The 18,009-nt window shown below is 42.0% G+C and carries 12 protein-coding genes and 2 tRNA genes; 10 read left to right on the plus strand and 4 right to left on the minus strand.

Translation table 11 applies throughout. The features are described from left to right. Positions 1-35: 35 nt before the first annotated feature. Positions 36-1,025 carry an adenosine kinase gene (locus tag CGC64_RS02350; RefSeq protein ID WP_005681775.1) on the minus strand — a complete coding sequence of 330 codons (990 nt, stop codon included), beginning with the start codon at positions 1,023-1,025 and terminating at the stop codon, positions 36-38. A 77-nt stretch (positions 1,026-1,102) separates the two neighbouring features. On the opposite strand from CGC64_RS02350, the gene CGC64_RS02355 reads away from it, so the two are divergent. Together CGC64_RS02355 and CGC64_RS02360 are read left to right on the plus strand one after the other, a co-directional pair. Further along, a tRNA-Asn gene (locus CGC64_RS02355) sits at positions 1,103-1,176 on the plus strand. Positions 1,177-1,204: 28 nt separating this feature from the next. Continuing rightward, positions 1,205-1,278: transfer RNA gene (locus tag CGC64_RS02360), tRNA-Asn, on the plus strand. 38 nt (positions 1,279-1,316) lie between these two features. On the opposite strand, the gene CGC64_RS02365 is transcribed toward CGC64_RS02360, so the two are convergent. From CGC64_RS02365 to CGC64_RS02380, 3 genes are all read right to left on the minus strand, one after another. Next, the gene (locus CGC64_RS02365) at positions 1,317-2,732 is read right to left on the minus strand and encodes an alpha-L-fucosidase (protein WP_005675289.1); all 1,416 of its coding nucleotides are present in this window, start codon (positions 2,730-2,732) and stop codon (positions 1,317-1,319) included. Between the two features lie 862 nt (positions 2,733-3,594). Beyond that, the gene (locus CGC64_RS02375) at positions 3,595-4,302 is read right to left on the minus strand and encodes a ComF family protein (RefSeq protein WP_032855003.1); all 708 of its coding nucleotides are present in this window, start codon (positions 4,300-4,302) and stop codon (positions 3,595-3,597) included. 30 nt (positions 4,303-4,332) lie between these two features. Further along, positions 4,333-5,136, minus strand: a complete 804-nt coding sequence (locus CGC64_RS02380; protein ID WP_005675287.1) for an inositol monophosphatase family protein — start codon at positions 5,134-5,136, stop codon at positions 4,333-4,335. A 345-nt stretch (positions 5,137-5,481) separates the two neighbouring features. Between CGC64_RS02380 and CGC64_RS02385 the strand changes: the two genes are divergently transcribed. The 8 genes from CGC64_RS02385 to CGC64_RS19070 all read left to right on the plus strand — a co-directional run bounded on the left by CGC64_RS02385 (position 5,482) and on the right by CGC64_RS19070 (position 18,005). Then, the gene (locus CGC64_RS02385) at positions 5,482-7,023 is read left to right on the plus strand and encodes a hypothetical protein (RefSeq protein WP_005675286.1); all 1,542 of its coding nucleotides are present in this window, start codon (positions 5,482-5,484) and stop codon (positions 7,021-7,023) included. A 226-nt stretch (positions 7,024-7,249) separates the two neighbouring features. After that, positions 7,250-8,173, plus strand: coding sequence for a ribokinase (rbsK, locus tag CGC64_RS02390; protein WP_005675285.1), 924 nt, complete (start codon positions 7,250-7,252; stop codon positions 8,171-8,173). A gap of 42 nt (positions 8,174-8,215) precedes the next feature. After that, positions 8,216-9,151: a ribokinase gene (gene rbsK / locus CGC64_RS02395; protein WP_005675284.1), complete on the plus strand. Its 936-nt coding sequence runs from the start codon at positions 8,216-8,218 to the stop codon at positions 9,149-9,151. A 12-nt stretch (positions 9,152-9,163) separates the two neighbouring features. Further along, positions 9,164-10,339, plus strand: a complete 1,176-nt coding sequence (locus tag CGC64_RS02400; protein ID WP_005675282.1) for a DUF1566 domain-containing protein — start codon at positions 9,164-9,166, stop codon at positions 10,337-10,339. A 25-nt stretch (positions 10,340-10,364) separates the two neighbouring features. Then, entirely contained in the window at positions 10,365-13,310 is a 2,946-nt protein-coding gene (locus CGC64_RS02405; protein ID WP_005675279.1) for a SusC/RagA family TonB-linked outer membrane protein, read from the plus strand. Positions 13,311-13,323: 13 nt separating this feature from the next. Next, positions 13,324-14,739: a RagB/SusD family nutrient uptake outer membrane protein gene (locus CGC64_RS02410; protein WP_005675278.1), complete on the plus strand. Its 1,416-nt coding sequence runs from the start codon at positions 13,324-13,326 to the stop codon at positions 14,737-14,739. Positions 14,740-14,756: 17 nt separating this feature from the next. Further along, positions 14,757-16,379 (plus strand): DUF4832 domain-containing protein, encoded by a 1,623-nt coding sequence (locus tag CGC64_RS02415; protein WP_005675277.1) that lies wholly within the window; start codon positions 14,757-14,759, stop codon positions 16,377-16,379. Positions 16,380-16,391: 12 nt separating this feature from the next. Continuing rightward, on the plus strand, positions 16,392-18,005 hold the full coding sequence (locus CGC64_RS19070) for a DUF4832 domain-containing protein (protein WP_005681784.1): 1,614 nt from the start codon (positions 16,392-16,394) through the stop codon (positions 18,003-18,005). The last annotated feature ends 4 nt before the right edge of the window (positions 18,006-18,009 follow it).

Raw genomic sequence — 18,009 nt, forward strand, 5'->3', positions numbered from 1 at the left:
ATATAAATGAGTTGTAAAAGTAACTCAATCCCTGGTTATTCCGCCAGAATCCTGTTAATATTTAACTTAATTTCATCCCAACGTTCTTGCGGCATGGATGTTCCGATTACCTGAATAACATTTCCCGATAGAATAGAACCTATTTTAGCACACTTCTCCAACGAATATCCACATGTCAATCCATATAGAAAACCGGAAGCAAAATAGTCCCCCGCACCGGTAGTATCCACGACCTTCTCTACCGGGATAGCAGAAACCTTAATTTCTTCCGTTCCTTTACGAATATAAGAACCTTCCGCACCAACTTTTACGATAGCAATACTGCATTTTTTGGCAATCACTCCTAAAGCCTCTTTCGGCTCCTTCCCCGTGAAAGCCTTCGCTTCTTCTTCGTTCGCAAAGACAATGTCCACGTATTTATTTATTAATAAGGAGAAAAACTCCATATCATTAGCTACAATATTATAACTTGCCATATCGAGACAAATCTGCAATCCTGCTTCTTTTGCCAGTTCAATGGCATGAAGAATCATTTCATGGTCTTGTACCAGATAACCTTCTATAAATAAGTAAGCATACCCTTTAAACATATCAAGAGTCAGTTCTTCTGCCCTTAAAGAAGCAGCCGCTCCCAAATAAGTACCAAAAGTACGTTCTCCATCCGGTGAAATAAAAGTAGATGCAACACCGGAAGGAAGTTGTTCCGAGATCAATAATTTATCCTCAATATCATTTTTCTGAAGATTATTACGAAAAAAATCCCCAAAATGATCATTTCCTATTTTTCCTATAAATCCTGTTCCGGCACCGAGACAAGCCAGCCCAAGTATGGCATTTCCTGCCGATCCACCCGTTGCCTGGTGGGTTTTCATTTGTGAAAATCTCGTGTTAATCTGCTGTAACTTAGCGTCATCAATCAGTTGCATGCTTCCTTTGGGTAATCCCATTTCCTCCAGGAGCGTATCATCCTCTAGGGTTGCAAGTACGTCTACCAGGGCGTTGCCCAATCCTATTATTTTGTCCATTTCAAATATTTTTTTTGCAAAGATATTGCATATTTCAAAAAAACCTACTACTTTTGCATCGCAATTGAGAAAAACATTCTTCCTTAGCTCAGTCGGTTAGAGCATCTGACTGTTAATCAGAGGGTCCTTGGTTCAAGTCCAAGAGGAAGAGCAAAGTTAGAAATCTTAGTTGCAAACATTCTTCCTTAGCTCAGTCGGTTAGAGCATCTGACTGTTAATCAGAGGGTCCTTGGTTCAAGTCCAAGAGGAAGAGCAAAAAAGAAGCCACCTAAATGGGTGGCTTTTTTATTATCACTTCTTGTTTTGTTTCGGCAAAGGAGTATCGAACTGAAGAGCAATAGGCTCGGTGCTACCTGCCAAATTAGCAGGTAATGTCACTGCCACTTTCCCATCTCTTTCTATCCATTTCATACGTTGTCCTGTGGACAACAGTCTGACACTTGTACCACGCTCAGGAACATTCCCCTCCCACTCAATGACAGCAGGCAGCGTTTCTCCTTCAGGCAAAGCGTATAACGCATAAAGGGTTCTGCCATTCTTATCGGCAGTGAACCAAACATTCCCACAATGGTAATTGGGGGTGATCCGGGTATGGTAAATAGCCTTCCCATTTTTCTGCATCCAGCGTCCAATCTCCTGCAAACGTTTTACAGTAGGTTGTTCGATAAGGCCTTCGGCAGTAGGTCCTACTCCAAGAAGTAAATTTCCGCCTTTGGCAACCACTTCCATCAGAATGGAGATAATCCGGTTAGGTGTTTTATAAACCGGATTCTTTACCCAGCCCCAATCCGTAGTCAACGTCACACAACTTTCCCATGGATAGGGAAGCTGATGCTCAGGAATTTTTTGTTCCGGTGTCTGATAGTTCTCATATTTACCATGAATAGTGCGGTCTACCACCAAAAGGCCAGGTTGTTTTGCACGCGCCATAGCAGCAATCTGCGGCATATCGATATCCTGATTGTTACGAGGAGAAACCCACCCGCCATCCAACCATAGGATATCAATCGTTCCATAATTGCTCATCAGTTCACCAATCTGGTTATGTGTATATGTTTTAAAAGCTTCCCATTTCTCAGGATGACGTTCTATCTTGTAATTCACATTCCGATTAGGTGTAGCGAAATAATCCCACCAATAGTCCTGATTATGCCAGTCCGGTTTTGAAAAATAAGCGCCTGTCATAAACCCTTCCTTTCTGAAGGCTTCGAATACATACTTGGCAACATCCGCTTTCGGATGCTCCTTAAAAGCACACCGGGATATGGAAAAATCCGTGTATTGACTATCGAACATACAAAAGCCATCATGATGTTTAGTCGTAAAAATCATGTATTTCATACCGGCTTGCTTCGTCACTTCCGCCCATTGGGCAGGTTCGAATTCAGTCGGATTGAACTGCTTACTCAATCCGTTCCAATACCAATCCTTAAACTCTTGATAGTTATTGTGACCGTAACGACTGATCCAGTCCACATCTTCGGAACACAGAGCCCACGATTCAACAATACCAGGCACGGCATAAAGTCCCCAGTGAAAAATAACACCGAACTTCAAATCACGCCACTGGTCCAGTTTCTTCAATACGAGAGAGTCTTCCGGCCATTCGTAGGTCGATGATTGTTTATGTACAAATGTGTGTTGAGCTCTCATTCCTGTGGAGAGCAGGCAAAATGCCACAACAAATAAAACTACAATTTTTCTCATGCGTTTTTCTATCTTTTCTTGAGTATCTATAAGGAATTCCTGTCACAACAACAATTCCACGGGTTATCAAAAGCGCTCCGAAGTTATAGTTTTTCCCGCAAAAAGCATAGAAGAAAAATAAGATTTTCTTATTTCATGCATGAATTAGTATTTTTATGCAAAGAATCAAGCCCTTTAGATAAGCCAATACCCTGTATTTTGTTTCATTAACTGAACAAAATTGGATACCACATGAAAATAGAGTAAGTTTGTTGAAACCTAACTAAACGACAAGTCTATGGGTAAGAAGTTAGTGAAGCTTACTGATAGCCCCTTATTATCTCAGCCGTGCATGAATAGTCTGCTTTTCTTCTGAAATACTTGACAAACGACTTTTTATTTTGTATCTTTGAAGAAATAAAAGTGATAAACAGCATGATAAATATAAGAAAAATAGATACATAAACAACATTCCGACTGATATATTTTAGTATCAGGATAGATATGATATAGGGCAATAGTCTAACGATTATTGTCCTATTTTGTTTATATTTTTACTTAAAATATTTAATCCATTTTCGAAAAACGGGAAAAATAGTTTTTAATAAACTCGGATAGCGTTTATAATAAACTATCCAAAAGTTTATTATAAACAGAAATCAAGTTTATTAATAGCGGAATAGCTGGTTGTAAAAATAGAGAAAACTGCATTATAGAATAGAAGAGCATCGAAAAGCGTATCCGTTTACGAAGTAATATAAGATAACATTTTTCATTTCTTCCAAATATGCAGATACAATCTTCAGGATTAACACCCTCAAACTCCACAAAAGGAATATCCCCCTATTTTTTCGATTATCCGGTACTACTAAAGAGAATACATTTAATCTGCTACCGCTAATGTCAGCACACTTATCCGTATACCCTCTACTTCCATGATCCGGGAAGCACATGCTACGGTAGTCGCTCCCGTTGTCAACACATCATCCACTATTAACACGTGTTTTCCAATCAAGGATTCAGCATGATGCAATTCGAAGATTCCCTCTACATTCTCCCAACGTTCAAAAATAGATTTACGCGTTTGCGTTTCCGTATATTTCCGACGTACAACAGCTTCCGTATCGACGGGGATTCCAGTCACGGCAGCAATTCCCCGCGCTATCCATTCACTCTGATTATAGCCACGGATGCGTTGTTTCGTCTCATGCAGCGGAATCGGAATTATCACATCGATTCCCTGAAAGAAACCGGACTCTATCAATTCCGCAGCCATGTATCGTCCCATGATGGCTCCTATCTCTTTCTGCCCCCCATATTTAAGCAAATGTAGTATCCGTCGAAAATCACTCCCTTTCCGATAGTAGAAAAAAGACGTAGCCCGTTCCAAAGGAAACTTTCCCCAGAATAGTAACTCAACCGGATTATCTCTTCGAAGATGATAATCGGTACGTGGTAAATCCATATTGCACACAGCACAAATACATTCTTCCCCTTTTGCCAATGCCCTGCCGCAGACAACGCAACAACGAGGGAATAAGAGGGAAAGAAATGCCCCAAACCATTCTTTAACAAGAAATGTGTGTTTCATAATCATAGAGAATTGAAGGCTACAATATCGTTACATATCCAATGGAGGGACTTCCGCAATAAGCTGTTGATATACAGAATGCAAATATCCGTTAGTCGCTATAATATGATGGCCGTCCATGAAGTGTCCGTTACCACAAAAATCGGTAACCCGCCCACCGGCTTCCTGCACAATCAAAGCCGCTGCCGAATAATCCCATTTTCCGAGAAAAGCTTCCGCCCACGCATCAAAACGCCCCATAGCAACATAACAAATCGCGGCAGCGGCAGAGCCATTCATACGAATGCCGCCCACTACTCCGTAAAGTTTATCTATCAAGTGGAGAGCTGTCTGTTTGTATTGTTGGGCATTATATGGCAACTCAGCAAAGACAAATGCATCTTTTATATCCCGAACACCTGAAACGTGTATTTCTTCCCCGTTCATAAAGGCCTTTCCCCCTCTCCATGCACAGAAACATTCGTCCCGGCAAACTTCATATACAACACCCAAGAGCAGTTCGGTGCGACTACGCAAAGCAATACATACACAGTAAGGAGCCTCATCGTGAATATAATTCGTTGTTCCGTCCAGCGGATCAATAACCCAGCAATAAGGTTCATCCTGATAAGTAGCAGAGCCTTCCTCCGTTATAAAGCCAGCTTCGGGTAACAAAGCGGAAAGAGCCTTCACTATCCGTACCTCTGATTCTTTATCTACATAAGACACATAATCGTGTGCATGTTTCTCCACCACACTCTCACGACGGAAATTCTTCCGCTCTTCTTTCAAAAAATGCCCGGCTTCGGTTGCGATACGGCATACATCGCCTGTGAGCTGTTTTAAATCCAACATTTCTTCTTTAATATTAAATAAATGTGCTTCGAAGGTATAGTTTTTCCCGTAAAAACATGGAAAGAAAATAATATTTTCTCATTAAATGTACAAAATAACACCTTTACCTAAAAATATTAATAACTTTGAATGTATAATTTTATTCGAAGAACTGAAGTTTATCATTCGAAGGACTAGAGTTCTTCGAATGATAGAGTATAGTTAATGTTGCAAAGAACTCATTAATATTTAGAGACAAATCCGGTCTGAGTCCGCTTAAACCGGATGTGTTAATTTCTTGAATAACTTGCTTTTTTCACAGAAATTCCCGAATATTGCAATCTAATACTAATTGAAAGGACTTTCATGAAAAGAGTCGATTCCGTTATCTCCCTAATATACTCTTTATCAAAATCAGAAAAGAAACACTTCTCCTTGCAGGTCGTTAAAGACAAGGAGGAGAAGGACTATCTTGTGATTTACGACATTATCACGAAGAGTAAACAACCCAACGGAAATACAGTGAAAGAAGAATTTTATAAGCGCAGGCCGAGAGGCTCCTTCGAAGTATCCATTCAATATTTATATGAGAAACTGGTAGACACGCTGCTCACATTAAGGAAGAAGAAAGACATCTATTATGATCTGCTGAATGATCTATGCAAAGCCCGTATGTTGTATGAGCGCTCTCTGTTCGAAGAATGTTTCGAGATTCTATCCAACACGATTGAGCAAGCTCAATTCTACGAAAACAATGAGATACTGACAATTGCCCAAAAACAGGAACTGGAATATCTGCTACGGCTGAATTTCCCCAACATGACAGAACAGGAGCTTTTTCATAAACATTTTATCCAGAATGAATCTTTAAAGAAAATCCGAAAAATAACGGAGCAATCTTCTCTGCACAATTTACTAAAATACCGCCTCTCTCATATCGGCTCCATACGAACTGCGAAGCAAAAACAAGATATGAACGACCTTATGGTCAACGAGCTATATATAGCCGCTTCTTCAGACGCGGAAGGAAACTTTGAATTGACACGAAACCATAAACTCTTTCAAGCAAACTATCTAATGGGGGCGGGAGATTACCGAGCTGCCTTAAATTCATACAAAGAGCTTAACTCATTATTTGAACAGAATCAGCAATTCTGGTCGAATCCCCCCATTTACTATTTATCTGTACTTGAAGGAGTACTCGGTAGTCTGCGGTCGGTTGGAAATTATAATGAGATACCCTATTTCCTGGAGAAATTAAGAAAGTTAATCGCAGAGGATTCTTCATTGGAATTTAAGATAAATGCAACTTGCCTGCTTTTCCAATATGAGCTATTTCCTTACCTCGACAAAGGGAACTTTGCTGAATGTACAGAACTCATGAGCCGTTATCAGGAAACACTTTATGATAAAGAAGCATGGTTAAGTCCGATTCGTAAAAGCGAGCTATTACTTTACACAACCCTCATACACATCGGGAACCAAAATTACAAGGCCGCAAAAAAATATATCAGTAATGCCATTATAGATCATAATATCAAATACCTGCCATTAATGAGAACCATTCGTCTGGTTCGTCTTATAGCTTACTATGAGACACAAGAATTTGAATTGATACGACACGAATCCCGTTCTATTACCCGCAGCCTGTCTTCTCCCAAAGAGCAGACTTTCAAAACAGAGCATACGGTTTTATGGTTCTTAAATAAAAGTAATCTGCCTATTCTAAGAAAAGACCGGGAAGATTTCTGGGAAAAGTTATATCCCGAAATTCATGAATTATACAATGATAAATACGAAAATCAGCTATTACGCATTTTCGATTTTACCGCATGGATAGAATCAAAAATACGAAAAGAAAAACTGTCTGATGTTCTTAAACGGCACACAAATGCTAAAGAAATCTAAAAAGAAAAAGCAGATCATCTAAACTCACAACACTAAAACGCTCTCCTTATTTTCACTTTATCCGTTTGTAATTATATAATTCCACACAACAATACAATCCATAAATTATTTTTAAACAGGATATTTCATCCTAAATATATAATTTGAAATTATATAAATGGAATATTAATGTAAAAAACGACGCGTTATTATTCCTTTTATTTGCATCATCTTAATTATTAATATTATGGAAACTATATCTAGCAATCGACCCAAAATCGTAGTTATCGGAAGCTGTAATACCGATATGGTTGTGAAAGCCAACAGACTACCTGTCCCCGGAGAAACCATTCTAGGTGGAACTTTCTATATGAACCCCGGAGGAAAAGGAGCCAATCAGGCAATCGCAGCGGCCCGGTTGGGAGCGGAAGTCACCTTTATCTCCAAAATTGGTTACGATCTATTCGGGCTGCAAGCTTTGGAAATATACAGATCTGAGAAAATCAATACTGAATTTATATTCACCGATCAGAAAAGCCCGTCAGGAGTAGCTCTTATTTCTGTCGATTCGTTTGGTGAAAACAGTATTATTGTAGCACCGGGTGCCAGCCGTTCGCTTTCAACAGAAGATATCAATAAAGCGGAAGAAAAAATCAAGGAAGCCGATATTATACTCATGCAGCTTGAAGTTCCGATAGATACAGTAGAGTACGCGGCTACTATTGCCAACCGATACGGTAAGAAAGTAATACTCAATCCAGCGCCTGCCTCTACGTTGAGCAACTCCTTTTTAAATAATGTACATACTATATTGCCTAATCGTATAGAAGCAGAAATGCTATCAGGAATAAAAGTAATGGATGTTGAGAGTGCGCACCGGGCAGCTAAAGCTATCGGAGAGAAAGGTATAGAAAATGTTGTCATTACTTTGGGAAAAGACGGAGCCTACGTGAAAGAAAAGGACGAATATACCATGATTCCTGCAAAAGAAGTAGAGACGATCGACACAACCGGAGCAGGAGATGTCTTCTGCGGAGCATTCAGTGTGTATCTATCCCAAGGACATTCGTTGGCCGAATCCGTAAAATTCGCAAATGCAGCGGCCGCCATTGCCGTCACACGCATCGGTGCCCAGAGTGCTATTCCATACAAAAGGGAAGTCAACTTATAGAATAAAGAAAAAGCCTAGGTCTATCACATAAATCTGATTCAAATGAAAGTAGTAGTTATTGGAAGTTCAAACATCGACATGGTTGCACAAGTCAGCCATCTCCCGGCACCCGGCGAAACAGTCGGAGATGCAAATTTCATGCAGTCCCTCGGAGGCAAAGGAGCCAACCAGGCTGTGGCGGCAGCCAGGCTTGGCGGCTTTGTGACGTTTGTCACCTCTTTGGGGAATGATATGTATGCGGATATTTTAAAAAATCACTTTAAGAAAGAAGGTATCACCACCGATTACATTATTGATGATGTCAATCATCCCACAGGAACCGCACTTATTTTTGTGGCTGACAGTGGTGAGAACTGCATTGCAGTAGCTCCCGGAGCTAACTATTCTTTATTACCCGGTTCAATCACCCATTTCTCAAAAGTAATTGACGAAGCCGACATCATCGTCATGCAGGCTGAGATTCCTTACGAAACAATAAAAAAAATAGCTCTATCAGCAAAGAAAAAAGGTAAAAAGGTATTGTTCAATCCCGCACCCGCCTGTCTGATCGATGAGGAGCTGATGAAAGCCATTGATATACTAGTCGTCAATGAGCTGGAAGCTTCATTCATCTCAGGGATAGATTATACAGATAATAATCTTGAGGAAATAGCCGAAACATTGCTGAAAGCGGGTACAAGCAATGTGGTAATCACACTGGGAAGCCAAGGTGCATACATGAAAAATGCTAAAGAAACCATCCAACTTCCCGGTTGTAAAGTAAATGCGATCGACACAATCGCCGCAGGTGACACTTTTTGCGGCGCATTGGCGGTCGTTTGTGCAAAAAAAGAAATAGACCGGGAAGCACTCAACTTTGCCAACACTGCGGCAGCCATTGCAGTCACACGCTCGGGTGCACAACCGTCTATTCCCACTCTCGATGAAGTGAAGCACTTCATGCTTGAAAAAGAATTAGCCTTATCGTTCAACTTTTAAATTTAATGAACCATGAAAACCTATTTGAAACGACTACTCATCCCTATTTTATCGGGCTTGATAGTATGCAGCTTTTATAGTTGTGATAGCGACGACGAACACACCGCTACTCCCATAGCCCCCATTCTAAAGGAAATAAAATTTCCTTCGGAAAATGACATCATCCCCGGTCAGGTTGCGCAAATCAACGGACTCGGTTTTGCAAAAGAAGATATAGTCTATTTAAGTAACGCTGACAACCAGAAAGAAAAGGTAGAAGTCACGGAGATTACAGACAGTTACCTGAAGTTTATCGTCCCGGTAGAAGCAGGCGGCGAGTATACCGTAACAATTGAAAGAGCAGGGAAACAGACCGTTTTAAACGGAACTTTCAAAGTACCTTTCGTTGTTCCGATCATTGATATCGTTCTCCCTTCAGGTAATGTACAGCCCAAGAGCAAAGTCGAGATTCAGGGAAAAGGATTTGAAGCAGGGGACGTCGCCGTATTATATGCTTCTTTCTACCCGACAGGCGTCGAATACAATCTGCCATTAACTCTTAATGAAGAAGGAGTAGAATTTACACTTCCGGAAGGATTATACGGGGTAAACTCTATTATGATTATCAGGGGAGAACGGAAAAGTAATCTTGGAACAATCACTATCGAGACGAATGTTGGCGACAAACTCGGAGGAGGTGTTGTATTCTGGGTGGACGCTGCAAAGGCACACGGATATATCGTAAACATGAGTAACATCGGTACGGGAACAGAACAATTCGGTCCGGAGGTAAATCCGTCGGACGCGGCCGGAACGAGTCAAAACATGGGAAGCGGCTATACAAACACTCAAAATATAGTCAAAAAGTTTAATGCATTGCAAAGTGCGAACAACTGGCCCGAGTGGCAAGGAGTCAAAATTGCCGCCCAACTTTGTCTGGACAACAGTGTCACTGAAGGAAATGCCGTATATGCCGACTGGTTCCTCCCTTCCAGAGAAGAACTGATCGAAGTATTCAAAGTTAAAAGTTTATTAGCTGAGAAAGGAGTCAATATTCCGGCAAACAATTACTGGACTTCAAGTGAAGGCGACGGGGAAGCCGGCTGGTCTGCCTATTATGTGAACTTCTACGAAGAGACTAATATCGTTTCTGAAATCTGCTCAAAAAGCGGTTGGAAAATTGGTGTTCTTCCTATCCGGGCCTATTAACTAACAATCCTATAAAATAAGCGTCATGAAAAAACACATTATATTATTTATAGCCATCTTTTTTGCCAGTGTATTACATGCACAGACAATCAACATTAGAGGAACCGTTACCGACACGAGTAATGAAACATTGCCAGGTGTATCTATAACCATAAAAGGTACTCAAACAGGAACAGTAAGTGATGCAAACGGCAACTACAGCATCAGGGCCCAAAGAGGAAATGTTCTGGAGTTTACTTTCGTGGGTATGGTAAAACAATCTGTTACCGTAGGAAAGCAAAATGTCATTAATATACAAATGGCAGCAGACGCCATTAATCTGGACGAAGTAGTGGCAATCGGGTATGGTATTGCCAAAAAGAGCGATTTAACGGGTGCCGTTGCCTCTATCAAATCAGAAAATCTTACTAACTCCAAAGTAGGAACAGTGACAACTGCCCTGCAAGGACTTGCCGCCGGCGTGCAAGTCACTACCGGCTCCGTAAAACCGGGTGGAGATGCTTCTGTCGTTATTCGTGGAGTAGGTTCGCTCCGAGCCGGCAGCGAGCCGTTATACATCGTCGACGGTATTCCCGTACAAGGAGGTTTGCAGGATTTATCTTCCGGTGATATTGAATCTATCGAAATATTAAAAGACGCTTCTTCCGCATCTATCTATGGCTCGAGAGGTTCTAATGGCGTAGTACTCGTGACTACCAAGAAGGGTACAAGCGGAAAAGCCAAAATCTCCCTGAATGCCTCTTTCGGTACGCAACGAATGTTGAACAAGCAAGATTTGATGAACGCACAGCAATACTATGAATTAGTATCCATTGCCCAGCCTAACTACAAATGGACATCAGAAGAACTACGCTTGCTAAGCCGTGGTGAATCGACCGACTGGCAGGACGCAGTGACCCAAAACGGGCAATACCAAAACTATAACTTCTCGATTTCCGGAGGGAAGAACGATATACAACACTTTTTAGGAGTAGACTGGTATGATCAGAAAGGTACGATCAAAAACTCGTCTTTCAATAAGCTGACCGTCCGATATAATATGGATGCCAAACTAAACAAGTGGCTGAGATACGGTGTACGTTTCAATGTCATTGAGTCAAAGCTCATGAATATCAATGAAGAAGCCGATTCGGGATACGGAACTATGTTCAGTGCCATTAGTTCACAACCGACAGCTCCTATCTATACCGAAGACGGAGAATACTTCGATGGTTTCCTCAACACGAGAGCAAATCCGGTGGCTATTGTTGACCTGCTTGACAAAGCCACACTCAAGTCCAGATTCGTAGGTTCCGCCTACATCGAGATAGAACCGATAAAGAACTTGAAATTACGTTCCGATAACGGCGGAGAACTTGTCTTTTATAAAGTAAATACTTACGAAGACGGCCGTATGGGACAGCATTATACGGCTGGTGGCCATGCTAATGTGATGTCGAACAAGAAAAGATATTGGCAAACAGAGAACACTGCCACTTATTCATTTGACATCAATAAAGAACATCAACTTTCTGCAATGGCAGGTTTCTCCGCTTCCAGAACAGATTATGAAGAAGTAACCGCCGACTCCAAAAAGTTATCATCTATTCTCAAGTATTACAATTTGCAAGGAGCGGAAGAACATGGACCGAACTCTTCGTATGCAGTCCCATCTTCTCTGGTGTCTTTCTACGGACGATTCAATTATAATTTCAGCAACCGCTATTTGGCAACATTGACGATGCGCGGCGACGGTTCTTCCCGTTTTGCTCCGGGACACCGATGGGGATTCTTTCCGTCACTGGCTCTTGCATGGCGTGCTTCTGAAGAAAGTTTCATCAAAGAAAACGCTCCGGTCATCAGCAACCTGAAGTTAAGAATCAGCGCCGGCAAACTGGGTAACCAGAATATCGGAGATTTTGCTTATGCCCCGACAATCGCCCTCGGAGGAGCTTCCGCCAATTACATTTTAGGTAATAACCTGGTAACCGGCTCCGTACAAACCTCTATTTCGAACCCGGAACTGACTTGGGAAAAAGCCAACCAACTAGACTTGGGTATTGACTTCGGGTTATTCAACAATCGGATAGCCGGTACGATCGAGGCCTACTATAAGCGTACGACTGACCTGCTATGGGAAGTACCCCTTCCGTTGGAATCCGGCTTCGGAACTTCACTTACCAATATCGGCAAAATTGATAACAAAGGTATTGAATTTACGCTGAACACGGTCAACATCAGTACCAAAGACTTCTTATGGACAACTGCCTTCATGATTTCTTATAATAACAATAAGATCAAAGAACTTTATGACGGCAAACAAGATGTCAATAAAACATTGTTTGTGGGACGTCCTATCGGACAGTTCTACTTATTGAAATCCGAAGGTATCTGGCAAACCAATGAAGCTGCCGAAGCTGCCAAGTACAATGCCCAACCCGGTGACCGCAAGATTCTGGATGCCAAGAAAGACTATGTCATCAACGGAGAAGACCGTGATTTCTGCGGAGTTTCCACTCCCAAATATTATGGTAGCTTTACGAATACATTCTCATATAAAGGTATTGACCTTACCGCGTTCTTTACTTTTGCAGGAGGACATAAAATCAACAATTCACTGAACCGTTACCTCAATTCTTTCAATGTATGGGGAAACATGAGTGAAAACTATTACAAATATTATTGGAGACAAGACAGACCGAACAACAAATATCCGGCTCCGAGAGTTGGTAGTGCTTATGCCAACGGAGATGGTACCGACGCCAATCTCCAAAAAGGTGATTATCTCCGCCTCCGTAATCTGGAAATTGGTTATAGCTTGCCGAAAAACGTCATCAGAAATATCAAAGCCTCAAATATCAGAGTTTATTTCTCTGTACAAAACCTATTCACAGCTACGGAATTTACGGGATTTGATGTAGAGTCCAGCGACAATACCAATCCTTATCCGAACGCCCGTAGCTTTATCGGTGGTATTTCTCTTAACTTCTAAAAACAGAAACATTATGAAAAAATATTTATCAATATTAGCTTTCAGTTGCCTGACATTATGTAGTTGCGACAACTTTCTTGACTTGACACCCCAAAGTGTACTAACACCGGAAAATGCTTATGAAAAACCGGAAGACTGGCAGCAAACTCTTTATGCCGCTTATGGCACGCTCCAGGAAGTCTTTGTCGGGAAATATACCATTACCCTTACTGAATTCGGAACAGATGAAGTAATTCCGTTTGATATGGGTTGGGCGGCTTATTCCCAATTGCATTACTATACTTTTTCCGCTTCACACGAATTCCTGGACAATCACTATCGGCTCTGTTACGAAGGTATCAAACGTTGCAATGCAGTTATTGATATGCCTTCGGATGCAGTCAGTGCGGATCTTCATAATTCCATGATTATGCAAGCTCGTTTTTTAAGAGCGATCTACTATTTCGACTTAGTAAGAATGTACGGTGGAGTTCCCTTATGGACAAAATCATCCATTGACAGAAGTGAAATCATGAGACCGCGCGCTACGGTTGACGAAGTTTACACACTGATTACGCAGGATATGGAAGCAGCTCTCGGCCTCCCTACCTCCTGGCCGAATGCCCAAGATAAAGGAAGAGCCACTTCATACGCTGCCCAAGCTTTGCTGGCACGCATTTACCTTCAGTGGGGAAAACCGGAAGAAGCATTAAAATACTGCCGGATGCTCGAAGGCAAATTCAAATTGTACGATAATCTAAAGGATATATTCGATCCTAAAAACAAGAATCAGGAATATGAGAATATATTTGAAATTCAATTCAAGCATTCCGGTTCATGGGGACTGGAGGGAAGTATCCAGCATTCTTATTGGGGACCTCGTAATGTAGGCGGACCGACCAACTTTGGCGGCTGGGGCGGATTTGGTCCGACACAATATTTATACGATTCTTATGATAACAACGATAAACGTAAAAAAGCATTCTTCATCACAGAATATGCAGGCGTCACCCAGACACCTCCTTCTTCCGGCAAATTCTGGGACGCAGAAACAGGTAATGTGATTGAAGATGATAATCTGAATTTTACAATGATTCGTTATGCAGACGTGCTTTTGATGAAAGCGGAAGCGCTGAACAGCATTGATGACACAAGTAATGATAAGTATGATGCCTTAAATGAAGTACGAGGCAGGGCAGGACTGACTTCCATAACAGCAGCCGATAATCTGAATAAAGAACAATTTGCCGAAGTCGTACTGGAAGAAAGATTACATGAATTATGTTGTGAACACCTGCGCCGCTGGGATTTAATCCGCTTCGGCAAACTGGGCGAATATATGAAAGACCATGCCGGAGTCACCATCCAGCCTTATCATGTTCTATACCCAATTCCACAGGCAGCCGTCGATGCCAATGACGCTATCACAGAAAACAACGAAGGATATTAACATAAATCATTTAGCACATGAAAAAATTTATTTTTATCACAGGACTATTGATGAGTATCTTCTTTTATTCATGTAAAGAAGAAGACCATGGCATACTCCCTCCTATCGAAGGGGGAGGAACTATAGAAGTCAAAGACGGAAGAGTTACGGTCAATCCGGCAGAATATCTTTATGCGATACGAAATCCGATGAAAGGTTTACGTGAATTCTTCGGCCCGGGCTATGACAAGGTAAGAGACGAATATCCGTATCCTTACGGCTCCATCATTAAAGAATATATGCAATGGAATATGCTGGAAAACAATGAAAGCGACGGTGTCGACAAGATTATAGCTTACAGTAACCACAGGTGGCAGGGAGTAGAAGATATCAATGTCAAGGTTATCCCACGTATCTATATCGTATGGATGGAACCCTGGCATGGAGGATATGCCAAGAACACTTATACAGACAACCCGGACGACCTGAACGGTTGGCATTGGCCAAGCGACATTCCGGGAGAGACATACGATGAAGACGATCTTAACGCTCCTATTATTGGAGGCTATTGCCACCCTACTTTTCAGGAAAGAGTGAAAAAACTGGTAGAGAAGGCTGGACAAGCATGGGACAACGATCCGCGGGTAGCGTATGTGGAAATGGGGATTATCGGCGAATTCGGGGAACATCATGACCCGGACATCACCACAGTATGGGCTCCTCACGACCAACCCAATCATGTAGAGAACCGTACCTGGTTACCGGGCATTGAAAAGGTGTTGGGAGATGCATTTACCGCTGCCTTCAAAAACAAGAAAGTAATGGTTCGCTATGCGTACGAGTTTAAAGATTATGAATTCGGAATCTATTGGGATTCATGGGCTATTGATGAAGAAAAGGTGCGTGGCTACGAGGAAATGAAAAAGCTCGGCGACCGCTGGAAAACTCAACCGATAGGTGGAGAAATAACCTGGAACTGGGGAAGCCTCTATAAATTCAAATCTTTTGAAGAAGTGGTGGCAGATGAAAAGACAAGAGACCTGGTCATCCAGCAAATACGTGATTTGCATTGCAACCACTTGGGAGGTATCACCTGGGCTAACTTTAACGACCCGTCTTTTGAGCCAAACGCTGAATTATTGCAAAAGACAATGGGGTACCGTTTTGTTTTATCCAATTTCAGTTACCCAACAAGTATCAAGCCGGATGAGCCGTTCAAAATATCATTTGACGTAACCAACACAGGCTCGTCACCCTTCTATTATGACTGGCCGGTAGAAATATCCCTGCTAAATTCCCAAACCAAGGAAGTTGTATGGAGCAAAACACTGAAGACTCCCAAGATATCCCAATGGATGCCGGGAGATAACTGGAACAACTCAACCAAAGTTTATACCCAACCGGCTACTCCGAACCATGTTGAAGAAGAACTGACTTTAGACAAGAAACTGGATACGGGAGATTACATCATCTCTATTGCTGTGCTAGATCCGGCCGGTATGCTTCCTTCACTGAGATTCGCCGTTCAGAACTACTTTGAAGGAGGACGTCACCCAATGGGACATATCGGCGTCAATACCGAGCCTATCTATTTTGAGATACCGGTCAGCAGTTTTAATGACATGAGGCAGGATAAAACCCTGAAATATAAAATCCAATAACCAATAAGCTTAATGAAATCAAGCATCAGAAACATATTACTCCTAATGGCATTCGGAACGTTATCTGCTTGTAGTGAACAAACCGTCACGGTTTCTTACCAGGAGTATCCGAATGCATTCAGGAATCCGATGAAAGGCTTCAGGGAATTCTTCGCTCCCGGTATCGACCGGGTCAGGGAAGAATATCCCTACCCTTACGGTTCACTGACAAAAGAATATATGCAGTGGAATATGATCGAGGATGACGCCAATGACGGGGTAGACAAGATTATCGCTTACAGCAATCATCGATGGAAAGGCGTGGAAGACATAAATGTCAAGGTAATTCCCCGGGTTTTTCTTGTATGGCTGGAGCCCTGGCATGGCGGAAAACCTAAAGACCCCACTAATCCGGACGACTTGACCGGTTGGCACTGGCCTAAAGGAATAGATCCGGAAAAAGGTCCTTATAAACAGAAACCGAACTCCGTGGGCGCCTATGTAGAAGAAAAAGACAAAAATACCCCCATTAGCGGGGGGTACTTTGATCCTTCTTTTCCTGAGCGCGTAAAAAAACTGGTAGAGAAACTCGGACAGGCATGGGATAACGATCCACGGGTAGCGTATGTAGAAATGGGGATCATCGGCGAATGGGGAGAACACCATGATCCGGATCTCTCAACTTACTGGGCTCCGCACGACGAACCGGAACACGTAGCTAACCGGACATGGATTCCGGGCATGGAAAAGATCCTGGGAGATGCCTTTGCCAAAGCATTCAAAAACAAGAAAGTAATGGTTCGCTACGCCTATGAATTTAAAGATTATGAATTCGGAATTTATTGGGATTCATGGTCTCAACCCCAAGAGATTGTAAGAGGTTATGAGGAAATGAAGAAGCTGGGTGATCGTTGGAAAACCCAGCCGATAGGTGGAGAAATTACTTGGAACTGGGGAGATTTAGCCCGGTTCAAATCTTTTGAAGAAGTGGTGGCAGATAAGGATACCCGGGAATATGTCATGGAACAGATCCGGAACCTGCACTGCAATCATCTAGGCGGAATCACCTGGGCAGACTTCAACGAACCGGAGTTCCGGAAAAATGCAGAGATACTGCAAAAAGCCATGGGGTACCGGTTCATTATCAATGAATTCTCTTACCCGAAAGAAATTAAGGTGGGAGCACAATTCCCTATTTCTTTCAAAGTTGTCAACAGCGGATCGTCTCCATTCTATTATAACTGGCCGGTAGAAGTAGCTTTACTAGACCCTGAAAGTCATCAAAAAGTGTGGGGAAAAATATTGGAGGAAGTAAACATCTCCGAATGGATGCCGGGAGATAATTGGTCTGTAGATGAACATAAATACCAAATAGCTCCGCCAACTTATCACATCCGAAAGAATATTTCTATTGACGCCCCCATTGCCAAGGGAAAATATATCCTGGCTTTAACGGTGCTCGATCCGGCCGGTATGCAACCTTCGCTCCGATTTGCCAATGAGAATTATTTCGAAGGCGGTTATCATCCAATGGGCTATATCGGTATTGGTGAATCAGTTGCCGATACCCGTCTGAATCCAGATTTATTCTTCGACATTCAAAGTGACAAGTCTTTAAAATATCAATTCAAACAACCCGATAAATAATCAG

This window comes from Bacteroides caccae, assembly GCF_002222615.2.
Taxonomy (GTDB): domain Bacteria; phylum Bacteroidota; class Bacteroidia; order Bacteroidales; family Bacteroidaceae; genus Bacteroides; species Bacteroides caccae.

What these genes read in the sequence shown, in the direction of transcription:
- CGC64_RS02365 (WP_005675289.1), bottom strand. Translation starts at nt 2,732, where the DNA reads ATGAGAAAAATTGTAGTTTTATTTGTTGTGGCATTTTGCCTGCTCTCC.
- CGC64_RS02400 (WP_005675282.1), top strand. Translation starts at nt 9,164, where the DNA reads ATGAAAACCTATTTGAAACGACTACTCATCCCTATTTTATCGGGCTTG.
- CGC64_RS02380 (WP_005675287.1), bottom strand. Translation starts at nt 5,136, where the DNA reads ATGTTGGATTTAAAACAGCTCACAGGCGATGTATGCCGTATCGCAACC.
- CGC64_RS02350 (WP_005681775.1), bottom strand. Translation starts at nt 1,025, where the DNA reads ATGGACAAAATAATAGGATTGGGCAACGCCCTGGTAGACGTACTTGCA.
- CGC64_RS02410 (WP_005675278.1), top strand. Translation starts at nt 13,324, where the DNA reads ATGAAAAAATATTTATCAATATTAGCTTTCAGTTGCCTGACATTATGT.
- rbsK (WP_005675284.1), top strand. Translation starts at nt 8,216, where the DNA reads ATGAAAGTAGTAGTTATTGGAAGTTCAAACATCGACATGGTTGCACAA.
- CGC64_RS02405 (WP_005675279.1), top strand. Translation starts at nt 10,365, where the DNA reads ATGAAAAAACACATTATATTATTTATAGCCATCTTTTTTGCCAGTGTA.
- rbsK (WP_005675285.1), top strand. Translation starts at nt 7,250, where the DNA reads ATGGAAACTATATCTAGCAATCGACCCAAAATCGTAGTTATCGGAAGC.
- CGC64_RS19070 (WP_005681784.1), top strand. Translation starts at nt 16,392, where the DNA reads ATGAAATCAAGCATCAGAAACATATTACTCCTAATGGCATTCGGAACG.
- CGC64_RS02375 (WP_032855003.1), bottom strand. Translation starts at nt 4,302, where the DNA reads ATGAAACACACATTTCTTGTTAAAGAATGGTTTGGGGCATTTCTTTCC.
- CGC64_RS02415 (WP_005675277.1), top strand. Translation starts at nt 14,757, where the DNA reads ATGAAAAAATTTATTTTTATCACAGGACTATTGATGAGTATCTTCTTT.
- CGC64_RS02385 (WP_005675286.1), top strand. Translation starts at nt 5,482, where the DNA reads ATGAAAAGAGTCGATTCCGTTATCTCCCTAATATACTCTTTATCAAAA.